The sequence below is a fragment of the Vagococcus sp. CY53-2 genome (genome assembly GCF_022604695.1).
In the GTDB taxonomy this organism is placed as follows: domain Bacteria; phylum Bacillota; class Bacilli; order Lactobacillales; family Vagococcaceae; genus Vagococcus.
On record NZ_JALAHP010000001.1, the window covers coordinates 291083 to 315636 of the forward strand.

At 35.6% G+C, this 24554-nt stretch carries 19 protein-coding genes and 2 pseudogenes; 6 read left to right on the plus strand and 15 right to left on the minus strand.

All coding sequences use genetic code 11. The features are described from left to right. Positions 1-25: 25 nt before the first annotated feature. The 12 genes from pyrE to MN581_RS01525 all read right to left on the minus strand — a co-directional run bounded on the left by pyrE (position 26) and on the right by MN581_RS01525 (position 14180). Positions 26-646: an orotate phosphoribosyltransferase gene (gene pyrE / locus MN581_RS01470; RefSeq protein ID WP_117972354.1), complete on the minus strand. Its 621-nt coding sequence runs from the start codon at positions 644-646 to the stop codon at positions 26-28. Then, on the minus strand, positions 643-1368 hold the full coding sequence (gene pyrF / locus MN581_RS01475; RefSeq protein ID WP_241699020.1) for an orotidine-5'-phosphate decarboxylase: 726 nt from the start codon (positions 1366-1368) through the stop codon (positions 643-645). Before pyrF ends, pyrE begins: the two co-directional genes overlap by 4 nt. After that, positions 1365-2285 (minus strand): dihydroorotate dehydrogenase, encoded by a 921-nt coding sequence (locus MN581_RS01480; protein WP_241699021.1) that lies wholly within the window; start codon positions 2283-2285, stop codon positions 1365-1367. The genes pyrF and MN581_RS01480 overlap by 4 nt, the downstream gene beginning before the upstream one ends. Beyond that, positions 2282-3061, minus strand: a complete 780-nt coding sequence (locus MN581_RS01485) for a dihydroorotate dehydrogenase electron transfer subunit (protein ID WP_241699022.1) — start codon at positions 3059-3061, stop codon at positions 2282-2284. The genes MN581_RS01480 and MN581_RS01485 overlap by 4 nt, the downstream gene beginning before the upstream one ends. A gap of 15 nt (positions 3062-3076) precedes the next feature. Continuing rightward, a complete protein-coding gene (carB, locus tag MN581_RS01490) occupies positions 3077-6256 on the minus strand; it encodes a carbamoyl-phosphate synthase large subunit (RefSeq protein WP_241699023.1) in 3180 nt (1059 codons plus the stop codon). After that, positions 6249-7331 carry a carbamoyl phosphate synthase small subunit gene (locus MN581_RS01495; RefSeq protein ID WP_241699024.1) on the minus strand — a complete coding sequence of 361 codons (1083 nt, stop codon included), beginning with the start codon at positions 7329-7331 and terminating at the stop codon, positions 6249-6251. Before MN581_RS01495 ends, carB begins: the two co-directional genes overlap by 8 nt. Before the next feature lie 4 nt (positions 7332-7335). Then, positions 7336-8619, minus strand: a complete 1284-nt coding sequence (locus MN581_RS01500) for a dihydroorotase (RefSeq protein ID WP_241699025.1) — start codon at positions 8617-8619, stop codon at positions 7336-7338. Between the two features lie 10 nt (positions 8620-8629). Further along, positions 8630-9556, minus strand: a complete 927-nt coding sequence (locus tag MN581_RS01505; RefSeq protein ID WP_241699026.1) for an aspartate carbamoyltransferase catalytic subunit — start codon at positions 9554-9556, stop codon at positions 8630-8632. 15 nt (positions 9557-9571) lie between these two features. Then, on the minus strand, positions 9572-10864 hold the full coding sequence (locus tag MN581_RS01510; protein WP_241699027.1) for a solute carrier family 23 protein: 1293 nt from the start codon (positions 10862-10864) through the stop codon (positions 9572-9574). A gap of 137 nt (positions 10865-11001) precedes the next feature. Further along, positions 11002-11541: a bifunctional pyr operon transcriptional regulator/uracil phosphoribosyltransferase PyrR gene (gene pyrR / locus MN581_RS01515; RefSeq protein ID WP_071456897.1), complete on the minus strand. Its 540-nt coding sequence runs from the start codon at positions 11539-11541 to the stop codon at positions 11002-11004. 199 nt (positions 11542-11740) lie between these two features. Next, positions 11741-12646 carry an RluA family pseudouridine synthase gene (locus MN581_RS01520; protein ID WP_241699028.1) on the minus strand — a complete coding sequence of 302 codons (906 nt, stop codon included), beginning with the start codon at positions 12644-12646 and terminating at the stop codon, positions 11741-11743. Between the two features lie 115 nt (positions 12647-12761). Further along, entirely contained in the window at positions 12762-14180 is a 1419-nt protein-coding gene (locus tag MN581_RS01525; RefSeq protein WP_241699029.1) for a cation:dicarboxylase symporter family transporter, read from the minus strand. 637 nt (positions 14181-14817) lie between these two features. Here MN581_RS01525 and MN581_RS01530 point away from each other — a divergent pair. Next, positions 14818-15951, plus strand: a complete 1134-nt coding sequence (locus MN581_RS01530) for a PLP-dependent aspartate aminotransferase family protein (RefSeq protein ID WP_241699030.1) — start codon at positions 14818-14820, stop codon at positions 15949-15951. Positions 15952-15991: 40 nt separating this feature from the next. Here the strand turns inward: MN581_RS01530 and thrS are convergent, their stop codons facing one another. From thrS to MN581_RS01545, 3 genes are all read right to left on the minus strand, one after another. Then, complete coding sequence (thrS, locus tag MN581_RS01535; RefSeq protein WP_117972366.1) at positions 15992-17926, minus strand: threonine--tRNA ligase; 1935 nt, start codon at positions 17924-17926, stop codon at positions 15992-15994. 319 nt (positions 17927-18245) lie between these two features. Further along, entirely contained in the window at positions 18246-19877 is a 1632-nt protein-coding gene (locus MN581_RS01540) for a hypothetical protein (protein ID WP_241699031.1), read from the minus strand. After that, a complete protein-coding gene (locus MN581_RS01545; RefSeq protein WP_241699032.1) occupies positions 19867-20619 on the minus strand; it encodes an ABC transporter ATP-binding protein in 753 nt (250 codons plus the stop codon). Before MN581_RS01545 ends, MN581_RS01540 begins: the two co-directional genes overlap by 11 nt. A 132-nt stretch (positions 20620-20751) precedes the next feature. Between MN581_RS01545 and proC the strand changes: the two genes are divergently transcribed. The 5 genes and pseudogenes from proC (at position 20752) to MN581_RS01570 (ending at position 24396) form a co-directional block, all read left to right on the plus strand. After that, a complete protein-coding gene (gene proC, locus MN581_RS01550; RefSeq protein WP_241699033.1) occupies positions 20752-21537 on the plus strand; it encodes a pyrroline-5-carboxylate reductase in 786 nt (261 codons plus the stop codon). 106 nt (positions 21538-21643) lie between these two features. Then, positions 21644-22477 carry a transposase gene (locus tag MN581_RS01555; RefSeq protein WP_241699034.1) on the plus strand — a complete coding sequence of 278 codons (834 nt, stop codon included), beginning with the start codon at positions 21644-21646 and terminating at the stop codon, positions 22475-22477. Between the two features lie 98 nt (positions 22478-22575). Further along, positions 22576-22879, plus strand: a pseudogene (locus tag MN581_RS01560) (HTH domain-containing protein); the annotation flags it as partial. A 263-nt stretch (positions 22880-23142) separates the two neighbouring features. Then, a complete protein-coding gene (locus MN581_RS01565) occupies positions 23143-23439 on the plus strand; it encodes a DUF4298 domain-containing protein (protein WP_117972785.1) in 297 nt (98 codons plus the stop codon). 414 nt (positions 23440-23853) lie between these two features. After that, positions 23854-24396: pseudogene (locus tag MN581_RS01570) on the plus strand (tyrosine-type recombinase/integrase). Positions 24397-24554: the final 158 nt, after the last annotated feature.

Below are 24554 nucleotides of genomic sequence, written 5' to 3' on the forward strand. Positions count from 1 at the left end.
TACGACATGATCGTAGGTCATTTTTTTAGTTTAACCAAGCAGAAGGATCTTTTTTCCACTCTTGTAATAACAAGCGATCATCTTGTGAAATGTAGTCATTTTCTATCGCAACGTCGATTAATTCATCATAATTCGTTAATGTATCAAATGGAATGCCTGCTGCTTTGAAATTTTCTACACCACTTGGTAATTGATACGTAAAAATGGCAGCAACACCCAACACGTCTGCCCCTTCACGTTTAGCTGCTTGAGCGGCATCAATCACGCTACCACCTGTTGAAATCAAATCCTCAATAATAACCATTTTAGCACCATTATCAATACGTCCTTCGATTTGATTTTTCTTGCCGTGATCTTTAGATTTTCCACGGATATAAACCATTGGTAAGCCAAGTTCTTCGGCAACCCATGCAGCATGTGGAATCCCTGCAGTGGCTGTTCCAGCGATCACTTCAACACTCGGGTAGTTTTCTTTAATTAAGTTCGCTAATCCTTTAGCGACCAATCTACGCACATCAGGGTAGCTCATCGTTAAACGATTGTCACAATAGATTGGACTTTTAATCCCACTCGCCCATGTAAACGGCTCATTTGGACTTAACGATACTGCTTTAATGGATAATAATTCTTTTGCGATTTGTTTCATTTATGATTCTCTCCATTCCACTCGTTTTTGATTTCTAGATAGGCAGCATAAGGATCTTCTGCTTTTGTAATTGGTCTTCCTACGACAATAAAAGTTGAGCCATTTTCTCTGGCTTTGCTTGGTGTCATCACACGCTTTTGGTCACCAACGTCATTACTTTTCAATCTAATTCCTGGTGTTAAACAAACAAATGACTCACTGGTATGTTGTTTAATGTCTTTGGCTTCATGAGCAGAACACACCACGCCATCAAGTCCTGATAATTGAGCCAATACAGCATAGTGTCTGACACTTTCATTTAGTCCAACTGAAATAAGTTGTTCTTGTTTGACTTGTTCATCACTAGTTGAGGTTAGTTGAGTGACAGCGATTAACTTGGGCACAGACTTGTTTTTTGGTGTTCCTTCTTTCAATCCTCTATAGGCTGCCTCCATCATCTCTTTACCACCAGCAGCATGAACATTGGTTAATGCCACACCAAGCTTAGCGATACCTTTCATAGCAGAATAAACAGTATTTGGAATATCATGTAACTTTAAATCCAAAAATACATCATGTCCATTGTCAATCAACCACGTTACAATACTTGGCCCTTCTTGATAAAATATTTCCATTCCTACTTTCAGATAAAGTGATTCTTCTTTTGGAAAATGACTTAAAAATAGTTCCATATCTTTTTTACTCGGTAAATCTAGTGCAATGACTGGTCGTTTTTCTCTCATTGTCTAGCCTCTTTCACTTCTCTTATTAATTGTTCAATCGACTCAATCCCTAATTCGTCCATCTTGCTTGGCAATTCATCAATTAACTTCGGACAAATATACGGGTCAGTGAAATTCATTGTTCCAACAGCGACAGCACTTGCTCCTGCTAAATACATTTCAATCACATCATCTACTGTAGACACACCACCCATTCCAATAATCGGAATGTCGACTGCGTGAGATACTTCATGAATCATGCGAATCGCCACTGGTTTAATCACTGGACCTGATAATCCGCCAGTTCCATTAGCTAATACAGATTTTCTTGTTTTTAAGTCTATACGCATACCAACTAATGTATTAATCATCGTAATTCCATCTGCTCCAGCCTCTTCTACTGCTTTTGCAATGGGTACAATACTTGTCACGTTTGGTGATAACTTGATGTAAACAGGCACATTAGCTACTGACTTTGCTTCTGCTGTTAACTCCGCTGCCACATCAGCACTTGTTCCAAACGCAATCCCACCGTCTTTTACGTTAGGACATGAAATGTTAAGCTCGATCGCTTTAACGTTTGGCGCGTCCCCAATTCTTTCGCATACTCGTTTGTAATCATCTACCGTTGAACCAGCGACGTTTGCGATAATTGGAACATCGTATTTTTCAAGAGAAGGCAATTGATTTGCCATAACGGTTTCTAATCCCGGATTTTGCAATCCAATAGCATTTAACATGCCACTTGGTGTTTCAGCGACGCGTGGTGTGGGATTACCATAACGCATGTCAGCTGTTGTGGCTTTTACCATAATCGCACCAAGTTTACTTAAATCATAATACTTAGCATATTCATCACCAAAACCAAAACAACCACTAGCCGGCATAATTGGATTTTTTAATTCTAATCCTGGGATACTCACACTTAAACGACTCATATTATCACTTCTCCTGCTTTAAATATTGGCCCTTCATCACAGACTTTTTTATTAACCTTAGGATCTTTCTTAGACTGACAGACACAGGCATAACATGCTCCCACACCACAAGCCATTCTCTCTTCCATAGATAGATACACATGAGGGTGATCTATAAAAGTCGTTTCAACTGCTCTTAGTAACCCTGGTGCACCACAAGCAAAAATTGCTTTAGGTTCGCCCGTTACAGCTTTAACTTCGTCAATCAACATCCCAACATGACCTTTTACACCATATGAGCCATCATCTGTTGCAATGTGTAACTGACCTAATGCACTAAATTCTTCTTCATAATACATCACATCTTTTGACGCAAAACCATTTAAGAAATAAATAGTTGCTCCTTTTTCTTTTAATCGACGTCCTAACTCATAAAGAGGAGGAACACCAATTCCTCCACCTATTACATAAACAACATCATCTTTTTCTACCATCTCTATATCAAATCCATTACCTAAAGGTCCTAAACAATCTAGTTTATCCCCAACTTGAGACTCACTAAACGCTTTTGTCCCATCACCTTCAATACGGTAAATGATTTTACAAGTCTGATTGTCATGGTTGATTTCTGCTAAACTGATTGGGCGTCTTAATAGTAAATCTTCTCTCGGAACACGAATATGAATAAATTGACCTGGTGTTACCATCTCTTGCGTTAAGTCTCCTCTTAACGTCATTTCGAATATACGTGGTGCTAATTCAACTTGATTGACAATCTCCATCATCTCTTGTTTCATATCCAGTCTCCTTTATTATAGTGATAATGCGGTAAAACTTCTTGCTTCCAATACTCTAAGAATCGCTTCTGCTGTATCAAGAGACGTCATGAGTGGCACACCATTTTCTACCGCCGAACGTCTGATTCTAAAACCATCTGATGTTTCTGTTACGTTATTTCCTGTTGTATTGATGACTAGGTTCACTCTATTTGAGCGAACGCTATCAATGACATTAAATTGATTGGTTTCAGCAATTTTAGCGACTGTTTCAACAATTAATCCATGATCTGTTAAGTACTTACTTGTTCCTTCAGTTGCTAACATGCCATACCCAATATCTGAGAATCGTTTGGCTAACGCTAGAGCTTCTTCTTTGCAATCATCCGAGATAGTAAACAAGACATTACCATAATCAGGTAAATGCATGCCACTTGCTTCAAATGCTTTGTAAAGAGCTTTTTCCATTGTACGATCTGTTCCCATGACTTCACCAGTTGATTTCATTTCTGGTCCTAATTGTGTATCCACTTCATGAAGTTTTGCAAATGAGAACACTGGGGATTTCACATGAACCATTGGGCTTTCTTTATATAATCCTGGTTCATAACCAAACTCTTTCAATGTATGACCTAAAATTAATTGTGTCGCAAGTTTGGCCATTGGGATATCTGTTACTTTACTTAAGAAAGGAACCGTTCGGCTAGCACGAGGATTGACTTCAATCACGAAGACGTCTTCTCCTTGGGAGATAAACTGGATATTCATAATGCCTTTACAGTTTAACCCTTTGGCTAATTTTTGGGTGTAGTCAACAATTTTATCAATCACTATTTGACTAATTGTTTGTGGTGGGTAAACTGCCATTGAATCTCCTGAATGGACACCAGCACGTTCAATATGTTCCATAATACCAGGGATTAAGACATCTTCCCCATCACAAATTGCATCAACTTCACACTCTGTTCCAACAACATATCGGTCGATTAAAATTGGATGCTCTGGTGATGCTTTTACGGCTTCAACCATGTAACGTTTTAAGTCTTTTGTGCTCCAGACAATCTCCATCGCACGACCTCCTAAAACATAACTTGGTCTAACTAATACAGGATAGCCAATTCTTTCCGCAATTTTTATCGCGTCAGCTTCATTAGTTGCCGTCGCTCCTTCCGGTTGTGGAATACCTAATTCTTGTAACGCCTGTTCAAACTTATCACGATTTTCTGCTCTATCTAAATCTTCTAAGGTTGTTCCAATAATTGGAATACCGTGTTTTGTTAATCCTTCTGCTAAGTTAATCGCTGTTTGACCACCAAACTGAACGATAACGCCTTTAGGTTGTTCTAACTCTACGATGTTAAGCACATCTTCTAATGTTAATGGCTCAAAGTATAGTTTATCTGAAATTGAGAAGTCAGTTGATACAGTTTCTGGATTACTATTTATAATAATCGCTTCATAGCCTTGTTCTTGAATGGCTTTAACCGAGTGAACTGTCGCATAATCAAATTCTACCCCTTGACCGATACGAATTGGACCAGATCCAAGTACAATCACTGATTCTTTATCTGTTCTTTCGCTTTCGTTTTCTTCTTCATATGTACTATAGAAATATGGGGTTTCTGAAGCAAATTCTCCAGCACATGTGTCCACCATTTTATAAACTGGTAAAATCTTATTCTCAGTTCTGATATTTTTTACGTCTTCTGCTGTCATATTCCATAATCTGGCTATCACAACATCTGCAATACCATAACGTTTTGCTTCTTTTAATACCCCGATATCGTTTGGGTTGTTTGACAATGCATCTTCTAATTCAATGATTCGTTTGATTTTATCTAAGAAGAAAATGTCAATTTTTGTAAACTGAGCAATATCTTGAATCGTCATGCCTCGTCTAATACCTTCTGCGACTCTGAATAAACGGTCATCTTTTGCTTCAACCATTTGTTTGATTAACTCATCATCTGACAGGTCTTTTGATTCTTCTGAGTCGATATGATGTAACCCAATCTCTAAAGATCTCACCGCTTTTAATAATGATTCTTCAATCGTACGACCTAGCGCCATAACTTCTCCAGTTGCTTTCATTTGGGTACTTAATAATCTATCTCCATGTTCAAACTTATCAAATGCCCAACGTGGAATTTTTGATACGACGTAATCTAATGCTGGTTCAAACATCGCGTACGTTGTTTGTGTTACTGGATTTTTCATTTCATCAAGTGTTAAACCTACCGCTATTTTCGCTGCAATTTTTGCAATCGGGAATCCTGTTGCTTTACTTGCTAAAGCTGACGAGCGACTCACTCGAGGATTTACCTCAATGACATAATAGTCATAACTATCTGGGTTTAAGGCTAACTGAACGTTACATCCACCTTCAATTTCTAAGGCTTTAATGATTTTGAGTGAGGCATCTCTTAATAACTGAATTTCAACGTCTGAGAGTGTTTGGCAAGGGGCAAACACGATGGAGTCCCCAGTATGGATTCCCACTGGGTCGAAGTTTTCCATGTGACACACAACAATCGCTTGATTCTTTTTATCTCTCATTACTTCGAATTCGATTTCTTTATAACCGGCGATACTTTTTTCAATTAAACATTGGTTAACAGGGGACAAGCTAATACCATTTTTTGTGATAGCTATTAATTCTTCTTCATCGTCACACATACCACCACCTGTTCCACCAAGTGTGAAAGCTGGGCGTACAATTAAGGGATAACCGATTTTTTTACCAAATTCGACTGCTTCTTCTACTGTATGAACAATCACACTTTCAGGAATTGGCTCATTTAACTCTTCCATTAATTGTTTAAATAAATCTCTATCTTCTGCCTGGTCAATGGCACTGATTTTAGTTCCTAAGAGTTCAATCCCTAATTCTTCTAAAATCCCTTTGTCATTTAACTCAATCGCCATATTTAATCCTGTTTGACCTCCAAGTGTCGGAAGGATAGCATCTGGGCGTTCTTTTCTTAATACCTTTGTGACAAATTCTAATGTGATAGGCTCGATATACACTTTATCAGCAATGCCTTTATCCGTCATAATGGTCGCTGGATTGGAGTTGATTAAAACGACTTCATAACCTTCTTCTTTTAACGCAAGACACGCTTGTGTTCCGGCATAATCAAATTCAGCAGCTTGTCCGATTACGATTGGTCCTGAACCAATCACTAGTATTTTTTTAATATCATCTCTTTTAGGCATCTTGATTCCCCCAGTTTTCCATTAATTCAATAAATTCATCAAAAATTGATACTGCGTCATGTGGCCCAGGTGCAGCATCTGGATGAAATTGCACTGAAAAGGCTGGATGATGTTTATGTTTAACTCCTTCAACTGATCCGTCATTAATATCAACGTGAGTTAACATTAATTCTGTTGTATCTAAACTATCAAGTGACACGGCATACCCGTGATTTTGAGAGGTGAAGTACACAGAGTCGGAGGCAATCTCTCTGACAGCATGATTTCCGCCACGATGTCCAAAACGCATTTTATACGTATCAGCACCATTTGCTAAACTTAGAAGTTGATGACCTAAACAAATACCAAAAATTGGGACAACACCTTGAAGTTTTAAAATCGTTTTTAAAGCAAGTGGTAAATCTTTTGGGTTGCCAGGACCGTTTGATAACATCACGCCATCTGGTTGATACGATAAAATCTCATCTGCTGTTGTATCATAGGATACTACTGTGATATGACAATCGCGTTTGATTAATTCTCTTAATATACTTTGCTTCATGCCAAAATCAATAATCACCACGTTTGCACCCGTTCCTGGAATGCTATAAGGTTTAGTAGTTGAAACAGCTTGGACTTGTGTTGACGGTAAAACAGTCGCTCTTAATTGGTCGTAAGCATGGTTTATGTCAGACACAACATCTATAATGCTTGCCTTCATTGCCCCTTTTTCACGAATTTTTTTCGTTAACGCACGAGTGTCAATCCCGCTGATTCCTGGAACACCTTTTCGTTTCAAGAATTCATCTAATGTTGCTTGTGAGCGCCAGTTTGATGCTACTCTAGCGACATCTCTGACCACAACAGCAGAACAAGCTGGAGACATAGATTCAAAATCATCACGATTTATTCCATAATTTCCAATTGTTGGATAAGTGAATAATAATATTTGCCCTTTAAAACTTGGATCCGTCATCATCTCTTGGTATCCACTCATTCCTGTTGTAAATACTAACTCACCAGTAGCAGAATTTGGCGCACCAAATCCTTCTCCTTCATAACACGTTCCATCTTCTAAGATTAACAATCGCTTCATTTACTTACGCCTCCTTTTTATTCCAAACCAATTTCCCTTTTACAAAGGTATATAATGTGTCTCCAACAACTTTTTCTCCACTAAATGGCGTATTATGTGATTTTGAAACAAACTCTTCAGGTATGACCACTTCTTCATCTAAGTCAAAGATGGCAATATCCGCATCTGCCCCAATATTTAATGAGCCTGTTTCTAAATTAAATAGTTTTGATGGTGCTTCTGTCATCCAATACACAACTTGCTCTAGTGTAAAACGATTTGTTTTAACAAAGTGCGTGTACATTAAAGCAAAGGCTGTTTCACTTCCCACGATTCCAAATGGTGAGTCAATCATGCTTTGATTTTTTTCTTCGTGTCCATGTGGTGCATGGTCTGTAGCGATACAATCAATCGTTCCATCCAGTAATCCATCGATTAATGCTTGTTGATCATCAGTCGCTCTTAGTGGCGGATTCATTTTAAAGTAACCATGATCATGTGTGATATCACAATCTGTCATGATTAAATGATGCGGACACACTTCACACGTCACATGAATACCATGTTTTTTCGCTTGTCTGATGACTTCAACACTTTCTTTGGTTGAAACATGACAGACATGATAATGAACGCCTGTTTCTTTTGCTAATAACACGTCCCTAGCAATTTGTGATGATTCAGTCGCACTCATAATACCAGGTAAGCCTAACTCTTTTGACTTCTCACCTAAATGCATCACGCCACCAAATAATAAACTCTCATCTTCAGTGTGGGCCACAATCGCCATATCAAGTGCTGCTGCTTCTTTCATTGCTTCGTACATGACTCCAGCAGTTTGCACACCCACACCATCATTTGTAAAAGCAAATGCACCAGCTTTTTTTAATCCAGCAAAGTCAACTAACTTTTCTGTGTTTAATTCTTTTGTAATAGGTGCATATTGTAAGATGTTTACCATGCTATCTTTTTCAATACGTTGATACATGTCTGTCAAACGCTCTGGTGTATCTGGCACTGGATTAAGGTTTGGCATGGCACACACTGTGGTAAACCCACCTTTAGCCGCTGAACGACTACCTGTTTCGATTGTTTCTTTGTATTCAAATCCAGGCTCTCTAAAATGCACATGAACATCAACTAATCCTGGTGTTATCAATCCGTTTTTTGCATCAATAACTTGTTCAAAACTCTCTGCTGTTTCAGTAAACTGACCAATCCCTTTGATTTTCCCTTCTTCAATCCATACATCGACAAGAATTAACTGATTTCTACTTGTAACCACTCGGCCATTTTTAATTAATGTTTTCATGTTCATCCTCCTATGATTTTCCTTGTAAAATGGCTTCTAATATTGCCATTCTCATAAATACACCATTGGTCATCTGTTGCGTGATTCGTGATTGATAACTTTCAACTAACTCATCAGCTAGCTCGACATCACGATTGACCGGAGCGGGGTGCATGATAATCGCTTTTTCTTTCATTTTTGTTGCACGTTCGTTGGTTAAACCATGTTGTTGGTGATATTCTTCTTTTGAAAAACTTTCCCCTTCATCGTGACGCTCGTGCTGCACACGTAACATCATCATCACGTCTACTTTATCTAATACGTCATCTATTGGTAAGTAAGTCCCGTAAGCTTCATATTTCTTGTTGTACCATTCTTCTGGTCCACAGAAATAAAGATTGGCTCCCAGACGTTTTAACATCTTCATGTTTGAGTTGGCCACACGAGAATGCGTTAAATCGCCACATATCGCAATATTTAAATTGTCAAAATGTCCGAACTCTTCATATATAGTCAATAAGTCAAGTAAACACTGTGTTGGATGATTGCCACTACCGTCTCCTCCATTAATGATTGATGCTGTAATGGTTTTACTTTGGATCAATTCATTATAATAATCTTCTTCCCAGTGACGAATCACACACGCATGCACACCGATTGCTGACATCGTCAACACAGTGTCATATAACGATTCGCCTTTTGATACTGAACTTGTTTTTGCATCAAATTCTATTACATCGATGCCCATTTTTTTCTCTGCGACTTCAAAACTTTTATGTGTTCTTGTACTGTTTTCAAAGAATAGATTAGCAACAAAATATTGTTGATTGGGTAATTGAGATTTCTCTCCGTGTTTAAACTGCTGTGCACGTTTAATTAATCCCATCACTTCTTGGTCACTTAATGATTCTGCCGTTAGTAAATGTTTTAAACTAATTCTCTCCGATGTAATAATCATTTGAGCCTCTCCTTTTTATTCTAATTCGCTTTTCGCTTTTTCAGGTAAAATCAAGTTCAGTATAATTCCAAACAATGTTGCCAGAGCCATACCAGAAACCGCTACTGCTCCAACTTGGAATGTTAATCCGCCGATTCCCACTACTAAGATAACTGAGGCAATCAACAAGTTGCGTTTTAAGTTAAAATCAATTTTATTATCAATCAAGATTTTCAATCCGCTTGAAGCAATCACTCCGAATAGGATAAAACTAATTCCTGCAATAACTGGGTTGGGAATACTTTGAATAATCGCGGTTAATTTTCCGACAAAACTTAATCCCATTGCAAGAGCTGCTGCCCCTCCGATGACAAACACACTGTGTACACGAGTAATCGCAAGAACCCCAATATTCTCACCATAACTTGTAACAGGAGGACCGCCAACTAAACCAGCGACGATTTGTGCTAATCCATCACCTTTAAGTGTTTTATCTAGACCAGGCTCTTTGAAGAAATCTCGTTTTGTTAATTTATTTAACACCATCAAGTGACCAATGTGTTCTGTCATCGTCACAAATGCGATAGGGGCCATGGTCACAATCGCGGTTAAGTAAAATTTCGGTGTGTAAGTCACAAACGGTGCTTGAAAGTCAGGTAAAGCAAACCATGCTGCTTGTCTAATTGGCTCAACATCGACAATTCCAACTGCAAGTGCGATAAAGTAACCACACACAATTCCTAGTAATATTGGAATAAGTCCCATAAACCCTTTAAGATACATGTTAAAGAAAATCGTTAGTGACATGGTAATCAAGGCAACTACAATGTATTTCACACTGTAAACTTGTTCGCCATTTGCTCCTACTGCATACATCGCTTGACTTGCTGCATTTCCAGCTAACCCAAGGCCGATTACCATGACAACTGGTCCAACCACAATCGCTGGAAGCAATTTATCTAACCAAGCTGATCCCGATCGCTTCACAATGACTGAAACAATTAAGTAGACAATCCCCGTTGTGATAGCTCCTAAGGCCACTGCCGGATAACCATCATCTTTCATTAACATTTGCATCGCTGCAATAAACGCAAAACTACTTCCTAAGTAAGCTGGTATTTTTCCTTTTGTTACGATGAGATACACAATCGTTCCAAGTCCTGAACTAAATAGTGCAATTCCTGGGTTAATACCAACTAATATTGGCACTAGTACTGTGGCACCAAACATGGTAAATAAATGTTGTAAGCTAAGCCCTAACCATTTAATTCCCTTCGGTTTATCATGTATGTCCAATACAACATCTGGGTTTCTATAGTTTTCTTTCATTTGACAGTCTCCTTTATAATAAAAAATCCTCGTTTCAGTTTTAGAAACGAGGCGCGCGAAAACAAGTTGGTGTTTGACTTTTTCCACCAATTGTTATTGCTTTTCCTAGTCTCTCTGTACTCGATTAAAAAGCTTATTTAATTAAGTTGTTTAATTTTGATCTCATCTTTACCATCATATTCTTCCACAGATACAATAATTTGTTCTGTTTTTGATGTTGGAATATTTTTGCCAACGTAATCAGCTCGAATTGGTAATTCTCTATGTCCTCTATCAACTAATACGGCTAATGAAATCTTTTCAGGACGACCAATATCCATGATAGCATCTAGTGCTGCACGAATCGTTCTACCTGTAAAAATAACGTCATCGACTAAAATGACTTCTTTATCTTCTATTGAAAAGGGAATATTTGATGCATGTACTTCAGGTGTGTCGTGTTCATTGACATGATTATCATCTCTGTATAATGTAATATCTAGCTCGCCAACAGGAATGTCTTTTCCTTCTAATTGTTTTAATCTCTCAGCAATTCGATTAGCTAGATAAATGCCGCGTGTTTTGATCCCAATCAACACGATATCATCAATGCCCTTGTGTCGTTCAATAATTTCATAAGTAATACGTGTCAATGCTCGTTTCATTGTCATGTCATCCACTACTACTTTTTCAGTCATTAAAGTTCCCCCTAAATTTTTTAAACAAAAAACCCTCTCATCCATCAAAGAATAAGAGGGTTGTGTTTAGTCATAGTGATATAAGGATACAATGGCCCTTATCAATACATATTACACGCTCCTTCTTAGCCTCTCTGGACTACTCTTAAAGGACTGTTCTGTTTTGTTGTACTGAGTATAACGCACTCATATGTAAATATCAATCATTATTTTCGATTTCCTTCAATGTTTTTGTAAATATTTCTGGTAACTCAGAATCAAAGGTCATCAGCTCTCCTGTTGTCGGATGAGTAAAGGCTAATGTTTTAGCGTGTAAGAACTGCCCATTTCCTTTTATCGTTTTCTTAGGACCATATAGTGGATCGCCAACAATTGGATAACCGATATAATCCATGTGCACCCGAATTTGATGTGTTCGACCAGTTTCAAGGACACATTCAATTAATGTATAATCTAAAAATCGTTCTAATACGGTAAAATGAGTCACTGCTTCTTTACCATCTGCTACGATCGCTTGTTTTTGACGGTTGTCTTTACTTCTACCTATTGGTGCTTCGATTTTTCCTTTTTCATGTGGAATGACACCATGAACTAACGCCACATATTTTCTTAATGTTTTACGTTCTTTTAACTCATCCTGAAGCGCAATATGTGCCGCATCATTTTTTGCCACCATCAATAGTCCAGATGTATCCTTGTCAATTCGGTGAACAATCCCCGGACGGATCACATCATTAATACTTGAAAGTGATCCTGCGTGGAATAATAATGCATTAACAAGCGTTCCATCAGGATGACCCATAGATGGATGGACTACCATTCCTTGAGGTTTATTTACCACAATCACATCATCATCTTCATAAACAATTTCTAATGGAATATCTTGTGGTTCTAAGGTTAATTCTTTTGCTTCTGGTACCGTAATATCAACACGATCGTTTTGTTTCACTTTATAATTTGCTTTAACAATCTCTCCATTAACATTCACTGCCTCTTCTTTTAACCAACTCTGAATTTGAGAGCGTGAATAATCTGAAAAAACTTCTGCTAATACTTTATCAATTCTTCCTTTTTTATCTTCTACTACATAATGTAATTGTGTCATTGATTATCTCCTTCATTTAACTTGCTCACTTAGTTTATCATAAAACTGGTCGCTATTCACTAATACAATCATGATTTTAGATAAACAAAAAAGAGACGATAAACGTCTCTTTTTATTATTCATTAATTTGTGTATGATTTGATGGCATATTGAACTGATCTTTATCAAACGTGCCTTCCCATTTATCTACGACTACCGCAGATACCATACTTCCGGCAACGTTTAACATTGTACGCCCCATATCAACAATTGGGTCAATACCAAATATAGCCCCAATACTTGAAATAGCAGAACCATAACCTAATCCATTTAATGTAACAGTAGCAGCAACGGTTGCTGTTCCTGGTACACCGGCAATACCGATTGAACCTACTGTCACAACAACCACAACAAGCACAAAGAATGAAAAGTCCATAGTAGCTCCCGCTGCTCCAGCAACTAATGTTCCAAGCATGGCAGGGAATACTCCGGCACATCCATTCATCCCAATTGTTGTTCCAAGTGTTGCAACAAAGTTTGATGTTTCACCTGATACACCCATGTCTTTTTCAAGTGTTTGCAAAGTATAAGGTAATGTTCCTACGCTTGAACGAGAAGAAAAAGCAAATAACAATGTATTAAAAGCTTTCTTGTAGAACATAACTGGATTGACACCCATAAAACTTAAAATAACAACATATACCAATAACATAATGATAACTCCTGTATAAAGTGCCGCTATAAATCCTAGCATACTAACAACAGATTGGATACCATTTGAAATAATAGTGTTACTTACAAGAGCTACCACACCATATGGCATTAATTTAATAACGTTTGTCAAAACAGAATTAACTGTAATACGTAGCGAATCTAAAAATGTCACAAAAGGAGCTACTTCAGTCGGTTTTTTAACCTTTAAGAAACGAATTGCACTGGCAAACATCGCTGCAATAATAACAACCGATACGATACTCCCATTGTTTCCCATTACACTAATAATATTATTAGGAATTAAATTTAAAAAGAATTCAGGAAAACTTTGTGAGGCAATATTATTCATAAATTCTGTCTTTTGTTCCGTTAAGTCTCCAGCAAAACTAGTCGCATTTAAATTAAATAGCTTAACAACTAAAATACCAACAATCGCAGAAATAGCTGTTGTGCTTAATAATGTAATGAATGTGCGACCTGTTAAACTTCGAATACGATCACCTCGTACATCCACAACAACTTTAATAATAGATAAAAAGACGACTGGAATAGCAAGTAACTGAACTAGTTTTAAAAACCCTGTCCCAATAAGTCCAAACCATGCAGATATTTCTCCTCTAGCATGATCAATGTAAATACCATTTTTGTTACTGATCATATCAATACCAATCCCTAGTACTAGACCAATGATCAAAGCGATAATCATGCGTTTAGAAAAACTTACTTTTTTGTCTTTAAGCATTTTTAAGCACACCATTGCCGCACCTAACAATACAATAGCAATCAACGTGTAAAAATTACTCACTTTAAGAAATTGTGAGAAAAATGGAACATCTATCATGAATATCATCTCCTTTTTTACCAGTCTACACTGATAGAATCATTTTTTAAACTCATTTGTTTCAAAATATTTTCAGAAAAATTATTTAATAAGAATCATTTCAACTTTTAACAAAATCTTTTTGAGAATATACTACTTTAAAAAGTGGATTTTACAAATGTTTGTTATGATATCAATAAATCAATTAAAATACTCTAAATAAAAAAACATGTCAATTGTACGATTACATAAAGCCCTACTCTATACCTTATAATCTCACGAATCATTTTCCATACTTACACTGTTTATCCTTCAATCATATCTGAACTCATTTATTTAACTTAAACATTTATCAGAATTTAACCTGATGTAAAAATTCAACGTTTAATTCACGATATATAATAAAGAACAATAGATTCAAGTAATGTCCACATCATTTAACCTCCATTCCTAATTTATAGTTGTCATTATACACAAATTATCTATCATTTTAAAAAATTTGCTCTCAAAAATGATGATTTATTTGAAATTTTATTCATATGAACGTTTTTTAATACGAAATTTTACTTAAAATTTAATTGACAGCGCATACATGTGAGTGTTACGTTCAAGGTATTAACAGAATAAAATTAACTTATATAAAATTGGAGGGGATTTTATGAACATCAATACAAAATTACTACATGGTTATTCCGTTATCGACAAAGAAACTGGATCAGCCTCTATTCCAAAATACCAAACATCCACGTTCCATCAAGATGATGTCTTCCATCATACTGGATACAACTACACTCGGTTTGGTAATCCAACCATCACAGCTGTTGAAGAATGCATTGCTTCACTTGAAAGTGCCAAATTCGGCCTAGCTTTTTCTTCAGGTATGGCAGCTATCAATTCTGTTTTATTTATGTTATCTCAAGGAGACCATCTTATCCTTGGAAAAAACATTTATGGGGGTACTTATCAGATTGTGACGGAATTTCTAACACGTTTCGGCGTGAAACATACGTTCGTTGATGAATCCGATGTTTCAGCATGGGAAAATGCCATCCAACCAAATACCAAGTTATTTTATTTAGAAACACCATCAAATCCATTGTTAACGATTACAGATTTAAAATCTGTCTGTCATTTAGCAAAAAAACATCAAATTTTAACTGCTTGTGACAACACATTTATGACACCTATTCACCAACAACCACTCGATTTTGGGGTCGATATTGTCATTCACAGTGCCACAAAATTTATTAATGGCCATAGTGATATTTTAGCCGGACTCATTGCGACAAATGATGAAAAACTCTACTCAACGCTCAAAAAACATCAAAAAGCATTAGGAAGTATTTTAAGCGTCGAAGATGCGTGGTTATTACTTAGAGGGGTTAAAACAATGGGTCTTCGCATGAAACAATCTGTTAAAAATGCAGCTAAAATCGCAGACTTTTTATCAAATCACGATGAAATAAAATCTGTCTATTACCCTGGACTAGCAACTCATCCTCAATCAGACATTCATCAATCACAAACACAATCTGGTGGTGCTGTTTTAAGTTTTGAGTTAAGTTGTGAAGATAAAGTCGCTGATTTCTTTAATAAATGTCAAATCCCTATTGTGGCTGTCAGTCTTGGCGGTGTTGAGTCGATTTTATCTTATCCATGGACCATGTCACATGCCTGTATGCCTGAAGAAGAACGCATCAAAATGGGTGTTACCTCAACGTTAATTCGTCTATCTTGTGGTATTGAGGATTGCGACGATTTGATTAATGATTTAGAAAATGCACTGAAATAAGTAAAAGACCAAGCCACAATCGACTTGGTCTTTTTTTGTATTATTTACTGTAGTTTTTCACTTCAGCAACCACTGATTCAACAAATAATGGTAATTTCACTGTCTCAGTTTCTTTGCTTCCGTATTTACGGACATTTACTTCACCGTTGTCTAACTCTTTATCTCCCACAACAATTTGATATGGAATTTTTTGAGTTTGAGATTCACGAATCTTGTAACCCATTTTTTCATTACGATCGTCCACTTCAAAACGTAAGCCTAAACTATTTAATTGCTCTTTGATTTCAAAGGCATAGTCACTATGTAAGTCTAAGTTAACTGGGATGATTGTTCCTTGCACTGGTGCTAACCAAGTTGGGAATGCGCCTTTATACACTTCAGTTAAGTAAGCCACAAAACGTTCCATCGTAGACACGATACCACGATGAATAACGACTGGACGATGAGTGTTTTCGCCATCTTTTCCAACATAAGTTAAGTCAAAACGTTCAGGTAATAAGAAGTCTAATTGGATAGTTGATAATGTTTCTTCCATTCCTAAGGCAGTTTTTACTTGCACGTCAAGTTTAGGGCCATAGAATGCTGCTTCGCCTTCTGCTTCAAAGTATTCTAACCCTAATTCATCAATGGCTTCTTTCAGCATTGTTTGAGCTTTTTCCCACATTTCATCATCATTAAAGTATTTTTCAGTGTTTTCTGGGTCTCTGTAACTTAAACGGAAACGATAATCTGTAATATTGAAATCTTCATATACGGCAACCATTAATTCTAATGTACGTTTGAATTCATCTTTGATTTGATCTGGACGAACAAATGTATGACCATCATTTAATGTCATTTCACGAACACGTTGTAATCCTGATAACGCACCTGATTTTTCATAACGGTGCATCATACCAAGTTCAGCGATACGAATTGGCAATTCACGGTAACTATGAACATCGTTTTTATAAACCATCATATGATGTGGACAGTTCATTGGACGTAATACTAACATTTCGCCATCTCCCATGTCCATTGGTGGGAACATGTCTTCATGGTAATGATCCCAGTGACCAGAAGTTTTGTAAAATTCAACGTTTGCCATAATGGGTGTGTAAACGTGTTGGTACCCTAAGCTGATTTCTTTATCCGTAATGTAGCGTTCGATTGTACGGCGAATTGTCGCACCTTTTGGTAACCAGAATGGTAAACCAGAACCAACTTCAGGACTTAACATAAATAAGTCTAATTCTTTACCAAGTTTTCTATGGTCACGCTCTTTCGCTTCTTCACGCATTTTGATGTATTCTTTTAATGCTTTTTTATCAAAGAATGCTGTTCCGTAAACACGTTGCATCATATGGTTATCAGAATTCCCTCTCCAGTATGCTCCAGCAACAGATAATAATTTGAAGACTTGAATACGTCCAGTAGATGGCACATGCACCCCGCGACATAAATCTACAAAGTCACCTTGCTCATAAACAGTAATCACTTCATCTTCTGGTAGGTCAGTAATTAATTCCACTTTATATGGATCTTCCTTAAACAACTCTAAAGCATCGGCACGAGAAATTTCTTTACGCACGATTGGGTTATTTTCTTTTACAATCGCCATCATCTCTTTTTCAATCGCTTCTAAGTTTTCTTCAGAGATAACCTCTTCACCATTATCAGTGTCATAATAAAACCCATTTTCAATTGCTGGTCCAACACCAAAATGAATATTTGGGTATAAACGTTTCATCGCGTTTGCCATCAAGTGAGCTGTTGAGTGGCGTAAAATTCCTAACGCCTCTTCATGGTCTGGTGTCACGATTTCAATTGACCCATCCACTTCGATTGGTCGCTCTAAATCAATCAACTCGCCATTTAATTTACCTGCTAAGGCTTTTTTTGCTAGAGAATTGCTAATGCTTTTTGCAATATCTAATGTTGATGAGCCACTCTCAAATTCTTTGACAGCGCCATCTGGAAAAGTAATCTTAATCATACTATCGTCTCCTTTTAATTGTTTAAATAAAAAAAGCCCTAGTAAGTCATATTGACCTACTAGGACGAATCATCGTGGTTCCACCTAATATTTAAGACATAAATCTATGTCTCCTCGAGCGTGTTAACGGTACGACCGGTCAAGTTTCAACTCGACTTTCGAAAGTGGTCAACACATGCACTTATCTGGAAAACTCTCAATTATGTTTTCCTCCCTGTCAGATAGCCCTCACATATCGGTGTCTTTCTCAACAATTATCTTTTATTTATCTACAGTTATATTTATAACACCTTTAGAAATATAAAACAAGTACAAACATTTAATTTTTTAATTTAAACGTTTTGGGTGCTACTTTTAAAATCACAGCAAACCCTACCCCAACATACAATAAAGACACAATAGACAAACCTAATGCATAGTAAAGTCCTGTTGTTTTAAGTTGTAAATTTATATAGGCAAACAAATAAAAGACACCATTCACTACTTTATAAATAGGATTGATTACTTGAAAATCACTTGTAAAAGGTTGTAGTAAATAATAAACAAATAATTCGTGAAACGAAAAAAGTAACGTTAAACTTATGATGACTAAAAGAGCAAGCCCAATCAAATGGATGGAATTAAGCCCAACAACTAGTAAATTAAATAAGATTAACCAAACTAATAAAACACCGTTCACGATACTATTGTAAAACAGGATTTTTTTAAACCTAGCGAGAAATCCACTAATTATTGCTTCTTTTGTTCGATAAAAAGGAAACGTCAACATGGAGATATCACAATTCATAAATAAACTTTGTACCACACTTTTGCCAACTGACGTTAAATATAAAACAAAAAAGAGTGATGGGACAAGGCGATACATAAATTCTTCTAACTCACCGACACCAGACATTAATGGAAAAAACTGACTGGCTACTACTAAAGCTAAGCCTAATACACTAATACTGATTACTTTAATTAGCAATCCCTTACCTAGTCCTTTTTTAAATCGACTAAAAAATAATGCATTTAAATAAGCATTTCCTGACAAATCATCGAAGTTCGCCTGTTCATCGATGCTCATTTTTTTTGTTAAGCCTACGCCTTCAGTAAAGTTTGTAGTTTTATTTTTCAATTCTTTATCATCGGCTTCAAAGGCATACATTGATGAGCTAACTTTTTTATCGGCTACTAATGAAAAACGAGGGTAAGATAAATAATTCTTGGCCACTAACCAACTCGCCAGAAAGTTAAAAATAATGAGTCCTATTATTACCAATAGATTAGAAAATAAAAAACTCATAAAAGAAGATAACATGGTGAAACAAAATCCAATAACTAACGCCAACATCACTACTAATATCGCAACTTTTTTTATCCATGGATGTTTTTGTAGTGTCAGTGGTAAATCTATTCTTAGCCAAATCGTACTAAAAAACACATAAGTACTACTCCCTAATAATGTGGTTAAAATAATCGGTAAGCTATTAAACAGACTCATAACAATCAACGCAATGGTGACGACGATTAAATCAAAGCATAGTTCCAACAGAGTCATTCTTTTCAAATGAGAAGATTTATTAATTCGAAAATTAGTGATAAACAACACATCTTTTTTATCAGGAACACTAAATAATGAGCCAAATATTGGCAAATAAAACGCAAAGACAACTAACCAAATATCAAAACTTGATAACTGACTCTCTTTAAATACAACATTAGCTAAAAATGAACTGACAAAGAAAGGAATGATACCTATTATGACTTTAATTGCTGTTGAAATAGCAAACTTAATATAGGTGAATACTTTCTTTAAGGGATAATCCGCATAAACCATTCTAACAGGAACAATTTTACCAATAAAAGGAATTCTACCAATAAAATAAAACAAACCATTAATAAAGATAGTCCCTTTAAATAACTGCAATAAAATATATTCTGTGAGGGTTGACCTAACATTACTTATCATCTGACTCACCTATCACTTCAACCACTGCATCTTGAGATTTACCCTCTTCATCAGATAACATGGCAACAATATCCGCTTCAAAACTATTCGTATGAATTTTAGTTGGATCAAACCCTGTTAGTTTACCTTTATGAAGCACCACAATCTCATCACATAAATCTTGTGCTAACTGTAAAATATGAGTGGAGAATATCACAACGGAATCTTTTTTTATTGATAAAATCAATTCTTTCATTTCATGAGCTGCAACCACATCAAAACTCGTCAATGGTTCATCAAGTAGCAAGACAGGTGGTTGCACCATCATCGTCGCAATCATCTGAACTTTATTTTTCATCCCATGCGAGTAGTCTTTCAGTAACCGATGGCGATCCTCTTTTTTTATCCCAACTTTTGCTAAATACTCATCTGGTGTGCGGACGTTGGGCATTTTTTCTTTATTCATATCAATAAAAAACTTAATGAATTCATAACCTGTCATAAAATCTGGTAGAGTTGGGGTAGCATGAACTAACCCAACTTCTAGATCAGAAAAATCATACTCTATCATGTCCTCTTTCAACTGAATCGTTCCTGAGTCAATGGATAAATCTTTTGATATACAATTAAAAAGTGTCGTCTTACCCGCTCCGTTTCGACCTAATAATCCATATATTTTGCCTTTTTCAAATTGAAAACTTGCTTCATCTAAAATTACTTTATCATCAAACTTTTTCACTACGTCTTGTATGATTAACTCCACTCAACCCACTCCTTTAGTTTAATTGTCCTTATAGTATATCATAAAGTGATATACTATAAAATTAGTTGTCACAAATAATTTTACGTTCTATACTAAATTGGTTAACTATTTAAAAGAAAGATGGGATGATATATGAAAATCGGTATATTTGGCGCTGGCCATATGGGAGGAGCTATGATTAAAGGGTGGGTTCGCTCAAATAATATTTCTCCAACAGATATTCTTGTAAAAGGGGGTAAAGGGGACACAGCAAAAAAACTACAACAAAATATTCCTTTTAACCTAACTGATAATTTAGAAGATTTTGACCAAGTGGATATGATTTTTTTAGCCGTTAAAACACCTATGATCCTTCCAGTCATAAACGATTTAAAAAATCATTTAAACAAAGACCTTCCTATTATTTCAGTATCAGCTGGTGTCCCTATTTCCTTAATGCAGGAAGCTTTAGGTGGATCTTACCCTATCGCTCAAGCTATCCCCAATACACCTGTACAAATCAATCAAGGTATTACTGGTATTGCTTACTCACAGACAATAAGTAATCTTGATAAAATCGCAATCTATGATTGTTTAAGTCTTTTGGGAACGGTAGAAGAAATTTCTGAAGATAAGATTGATATTTTTGGTACATTGGCAGGATGCGGACCAGCATTTGTTGACGTCTTTATGGAAGCTCTAGGAGATGCGGCAGTATTACATGGTATGGACAGAAAATTAGCTTATACTGTTGCTGCCAAGATGGTAAGTGGATCAGCTAATTTATTACTAGACTCTAACAAACACCCTGGTGAATTAAAAGATGGTGTAACCTCTCCTGGCGGTACAACTATTAAAGGTATCACTGCTTTAGAAAAAGAAGGATTTAGGTATGCCACCATCTCTGGTATTGATACCATCATGCAAAGTTACAAATAGAAAAAAGCATCCACTTATCATAGTTGCTTCAGACTGTAGACAAAGTATTGATAAATTTCGATACTTTATCTTTTTTTGTTAAGATAGAAGAAAGGAGTGACTATTAATGTTGAAAAAACAAGATATGAGTAAACGTAATCAAATAGGTTTTTATTCATTAGAAGACTTAGTTTCACAGGAACATTTTTTAAGAGATATTGATAAATACGTCGATTTTAGTTTTATTTATCAACTTGTTGAGGATAAATATGATCAGTCTAATGGACGACACGGATGGGTTTTAGGATATACAACGCATCCAGGTAATCAACATGATAGTCGTACTTTTATCTCTATTTACAATAAATTAAAAAGTCATTTCACTCTGAATAAATTAGTGATGGATGCAGGCTACAAGACACCAGGTATTGCCCATTTGTTATTTCAAGATAACTTAACATCTATTTTTCCATACAAGAGACCCATGACCAAGAAAGGTTTTTTCAAAAAATATGATTATGTTTATGACGAATACTATAATCAATATATTTGTCCCAATATGAAAACATTAACTTATACGACAACTAATCGAGATGGTTATCGAGAATATAAAAGTAACCCTCATGATTGTATGACATGTTCTTTAATAAATAAATGTACGCAGTCAAAGGATAAGAGAAAGCAAGTTCAACGTCATTTATGGGAAGATGATATGGAACGATGTGAGGACATACGTCATTCCATTGGAATGAAATCTATCTATAATAATCGTAAACAGACGATTGAGAGGTTATTTGGAACAGGAAAAGAAAAAATGCACATGAAAATTGGGCTTACTTTCGCATGTCTTAATATAAAAAAATTAGCAAAAGTGCTTAAATTAAGAGACCTAGAGGGCTCTATTTTTTTGTCTATTTTTAATTATTTACCTACATTAATCATTGGATTGTCTTCACTCTGAAACTATATTGAATAATATAGTTTGGATATTTGCAGTTATTTTATTATTATTTGATGCTTTTACAATTGGTGTGCCTAAAAAGATACAAGGTAAAAACAATGAGTGAAGGATTGAAAACGATTAAAGAGCTGGCGGATGAGTTAGGTGTTTCCAAACAAGCTATTCAATATCATATAAAATCATTGACAAACAAAAACCGACAAACAAAAAGAACCGAATATTAATCAATATTTGTTAAATGAAATTGAAGAAGTTAAGAAAAATAGGGATAAACAATTAGCAGTTAAAGATAAACAAATAGAAAATAAAAACATTCAAATTGCACAAATGCAAAATCTGCTAGATCAGCAACAACGTTTAGCCCTACAAGATAAAAAATTGCTGGAAGAATACAAGGCAGAGAATGATAGCTTTAAAGCCCTTAAAAAGCAAATAGAAGTCTTAAATGATAAAATAATCGGTTGATTCTTCGCAAAACGAAGAATCACAAATACAATTTTTTGAATCTCTTCCAATTGGCACAATATCAAGCGCAATCACTCATTCCAGTGATCTAGACGTGCTTAGAATGGCAATCTCAACATTAAATATAACTTTATTAAATACTAATGATTGCATTAAAAATTGCTTTTTGAGATAATTGCTAAAAAAGTGAGGATTCTCAAATGGATAACAAAGATATAGAGCTGATTCAACAAATGGAAAACAAATATGACACTTTTATGCCAGTCTTAACTAATTTAATTGATAGTGTTGAAAAATTTAACTCAATTTACAATAATTATATTGAATTAAAAAATTTTTATGGTAGTGAAAAATGGTTTGAATATATGGAAATTGAAAAGATCCCAGTAAAATGTGGTGTTTTATCAGAAGACCAATTATTTGATATGATTGGTGATCATAATGAACTTCTTGGAGTATTACTTGACCTAACTTCAAAAATGTACAAAAATTTTTAAAAAAAATAAGCACCACTTAAGGTGCCATTTCCTGCCTGCTGAACTCATTTTTAGTGACTTTTTATATAGTTTTGATTTTGTTTTATTTTCATCTAACTGTAAACCAAATTATCACAAACGCTTATATATCAATGAAGTTTACTATAAATTTACACTGTTTAAATGCTAGGTTTAATTCTACAAATTATTTTGAATTTTATTTCAGGTAATTACTGGAAGAGTAAGTAGACCAGTCTTTAACGTCACTTCCAATTATAGCTAATTCTTTATGAGCATTAATAATTCCCATTGTTGTCAATTTTCCAGCTTCTAAAATTACGACGAAATCACTTAGTTTTTCTTCTAATCGATTTTTAAAACTGAAATCAATGGAGCGTTCTTTATCTTTATATCAAAGATTCAAATATCTTAAAAATGGTGCAGGATACACTACTTGATAGTTTTCGTGCTGGTCGTCGCAACTGTACAATTTTCCAAGCTGGGAAAGCGCCCTTTCTACGTGTGAGTGACGTCATGAAATTAAGAAAAACAGATGTCTTTAATCTTGATGGAACAGTCAAACAAACTGCATTTATTCATGATCAAAAAACAGGTAAGGGAAATACGTTATATTTAAAACCTGTCCAACAAGATTTAACGCTTTATCATGCATGGCTCATCCAACAAAATATGAATTCAGAGTGGTTATTTCCTTCAACTTCTCGTCCTGATCGTCCTATTACTGAGAAACAGTTTTATAAGATTATGGCACGAGTTGGTGATCTTTTAGGAATTAACTATCTAGGAACGCATACCATGCGTAAAACAGGCGACTATCGGGGCTATACGTAGTCAAACTATAATATTGGTTTAGTGATGCATTTATTAAACCATTCAAGTGATGCTATGACCTTAACGTATCTTGGATTAGATCAAGCTAGTCGAGAAACGACGTTAGACCAAATTGATTTTGGGTAATGAATGTTTAGAACTTAGTAGTCGTCCAAAAACGACTACTTTTTTTGTTGAATCGTACGAGGACGATTCGATGCTTTTGACTTGTAAGAACAGGATTGAATGAAGCAATACTGTTCGCATATTTTTAGTGGATGAACAAACAAAATACGAGAGATTTT

What these genes read in the sequence shown, in the direction of transcription:
- MN581_RS01495 (WP_241699024.1), bottom strand. Translation starts at nt 7,331, where the DNA reads ATGAAGCGATTGTTAATCTTAGAAGATGGAACGTGTTATGAAGGAGAA.
- pyrR (WP_071456897.1), bottom strand. Translation starts at nt 11,541, where the DNA reads ATGACTGAAAAAGTAGTAGTGGATGACATGACAATGAAACGAGCATTG.
- pyrE (WP_117972354.1), bottom strand. Translation starts at nt 646, where the DNA reads ATGAAACAAATCGCAAAAGAATTATTATCCATTAAAGCAGTATCGTTA.
- MN581_RS01500 (WP_241699025.1), bottom strand. Translation starts at nt 8,619, where the DNA reads ATGAAAACATTAATTAAAAATGGCCGAGTGGTTACAAGTAGAAATCAG.
- MN581_RS01525 (WP_241699029.1), bottom strand. Translation starts at nt 14,180, where the DNA reads ATGATAGATGTTCCATTTTTCTCACAATTTCTTAAAGTGAGTAATTTT.
- pyrF (WP_241699020.1), bottom strand. Translation starts at nt 1,368, where the DNA reads ATGAGAGAAAAACGACCAGTCATTGCACTAGATTTACCGAGTAAAAAA.
- MN581_RS01520 (WP_241699028.1), bottom strand. Translation starts at nt 12,646, where the DNA reads ATGACACAATTACATTATGTAGTAGAAGATAAAAAAGGAAGAATTGAT.
- MN581_RS01555 (WP_241699034.1), top strand. Translation starts at nt 21,644, where the DNA reads ATGTTGAAAAAACAAGATATGAGTAAACGTAATCAAATAGGTTTTTAT.
- MN581_RS01485 (WP_241699022.1), bottom strand. Translation starts at nt 3,061, where the DNA reads ATGAAACAAGAGATGATGGAGATTGTCAATCAAGTTGAATTAGCACCA.
- thrS (WP_117972366.1), bottom strand. Translation starts at nt 17,926, where the DNA reads ATGATTAAGATTACTTTTCCAGATGGCGCTGTCAAAGAATTTGAGAGT.
- proC (WP_241699033.1), top strand. Translation starts at nt 20,752, where the DNA reads ATGAAAATCGGTATATTTGGCGCTGGCCATATGGGAGGAGCTATGATT.
- MN581_RS01480 (WP_241699021.1), bottom strand. Translation starts at nt 2,285, where the DNA reads ATGAGTCGTTTAAGTGTGAGTATCCCAGGATTAGAATTAAAAAATCCA.
- MN581_RS01565 (WP_117972785.1), top strand. Translation starts at nt 23,143, where the DNA reads ATGGATAACAAAGATATAGAGCTGATTCAACAAATGGAAAACAAATAT.
- MN581_RS01540 (WP_241699031.1), bottom strand. Translation starts at nt 19,877, where the DNA reads ATGATAAGTAATGTTAGGTCAACCCTCACAGAATATATTTTATTGCAG.
- MN581_RS01530 (WP_241699030.1), top strand. Translation starts at nt 14,818, where the DNA reads ATGAACATCAATACAAAATTACTACATGGTTATTCCGTTATCGACAAA.
- carB (WP_241699023.1), bottom strand. Translation starts at nt 6,256, where the DNA reads ATGCCTAAAAGAGATGATATTAAAAAAATACTAGTGATTGGTTCAGGA.
- MN581_RS01510 (WP_241699027.1), bottom strand. Translation starts at nt 10,864, where the DNA reads ATGAAAGAAAACTATAGAAACCCAGATGTTGTATTGGACATACATGAT.
- MN581_RS01505 (WP_241699026.1), bottom strand. Translation starts at nt 9,556, where the DNA reads ATGATTATTACATCGGAGAGAATTAGTTTAAAACATTTACTAACGGCA.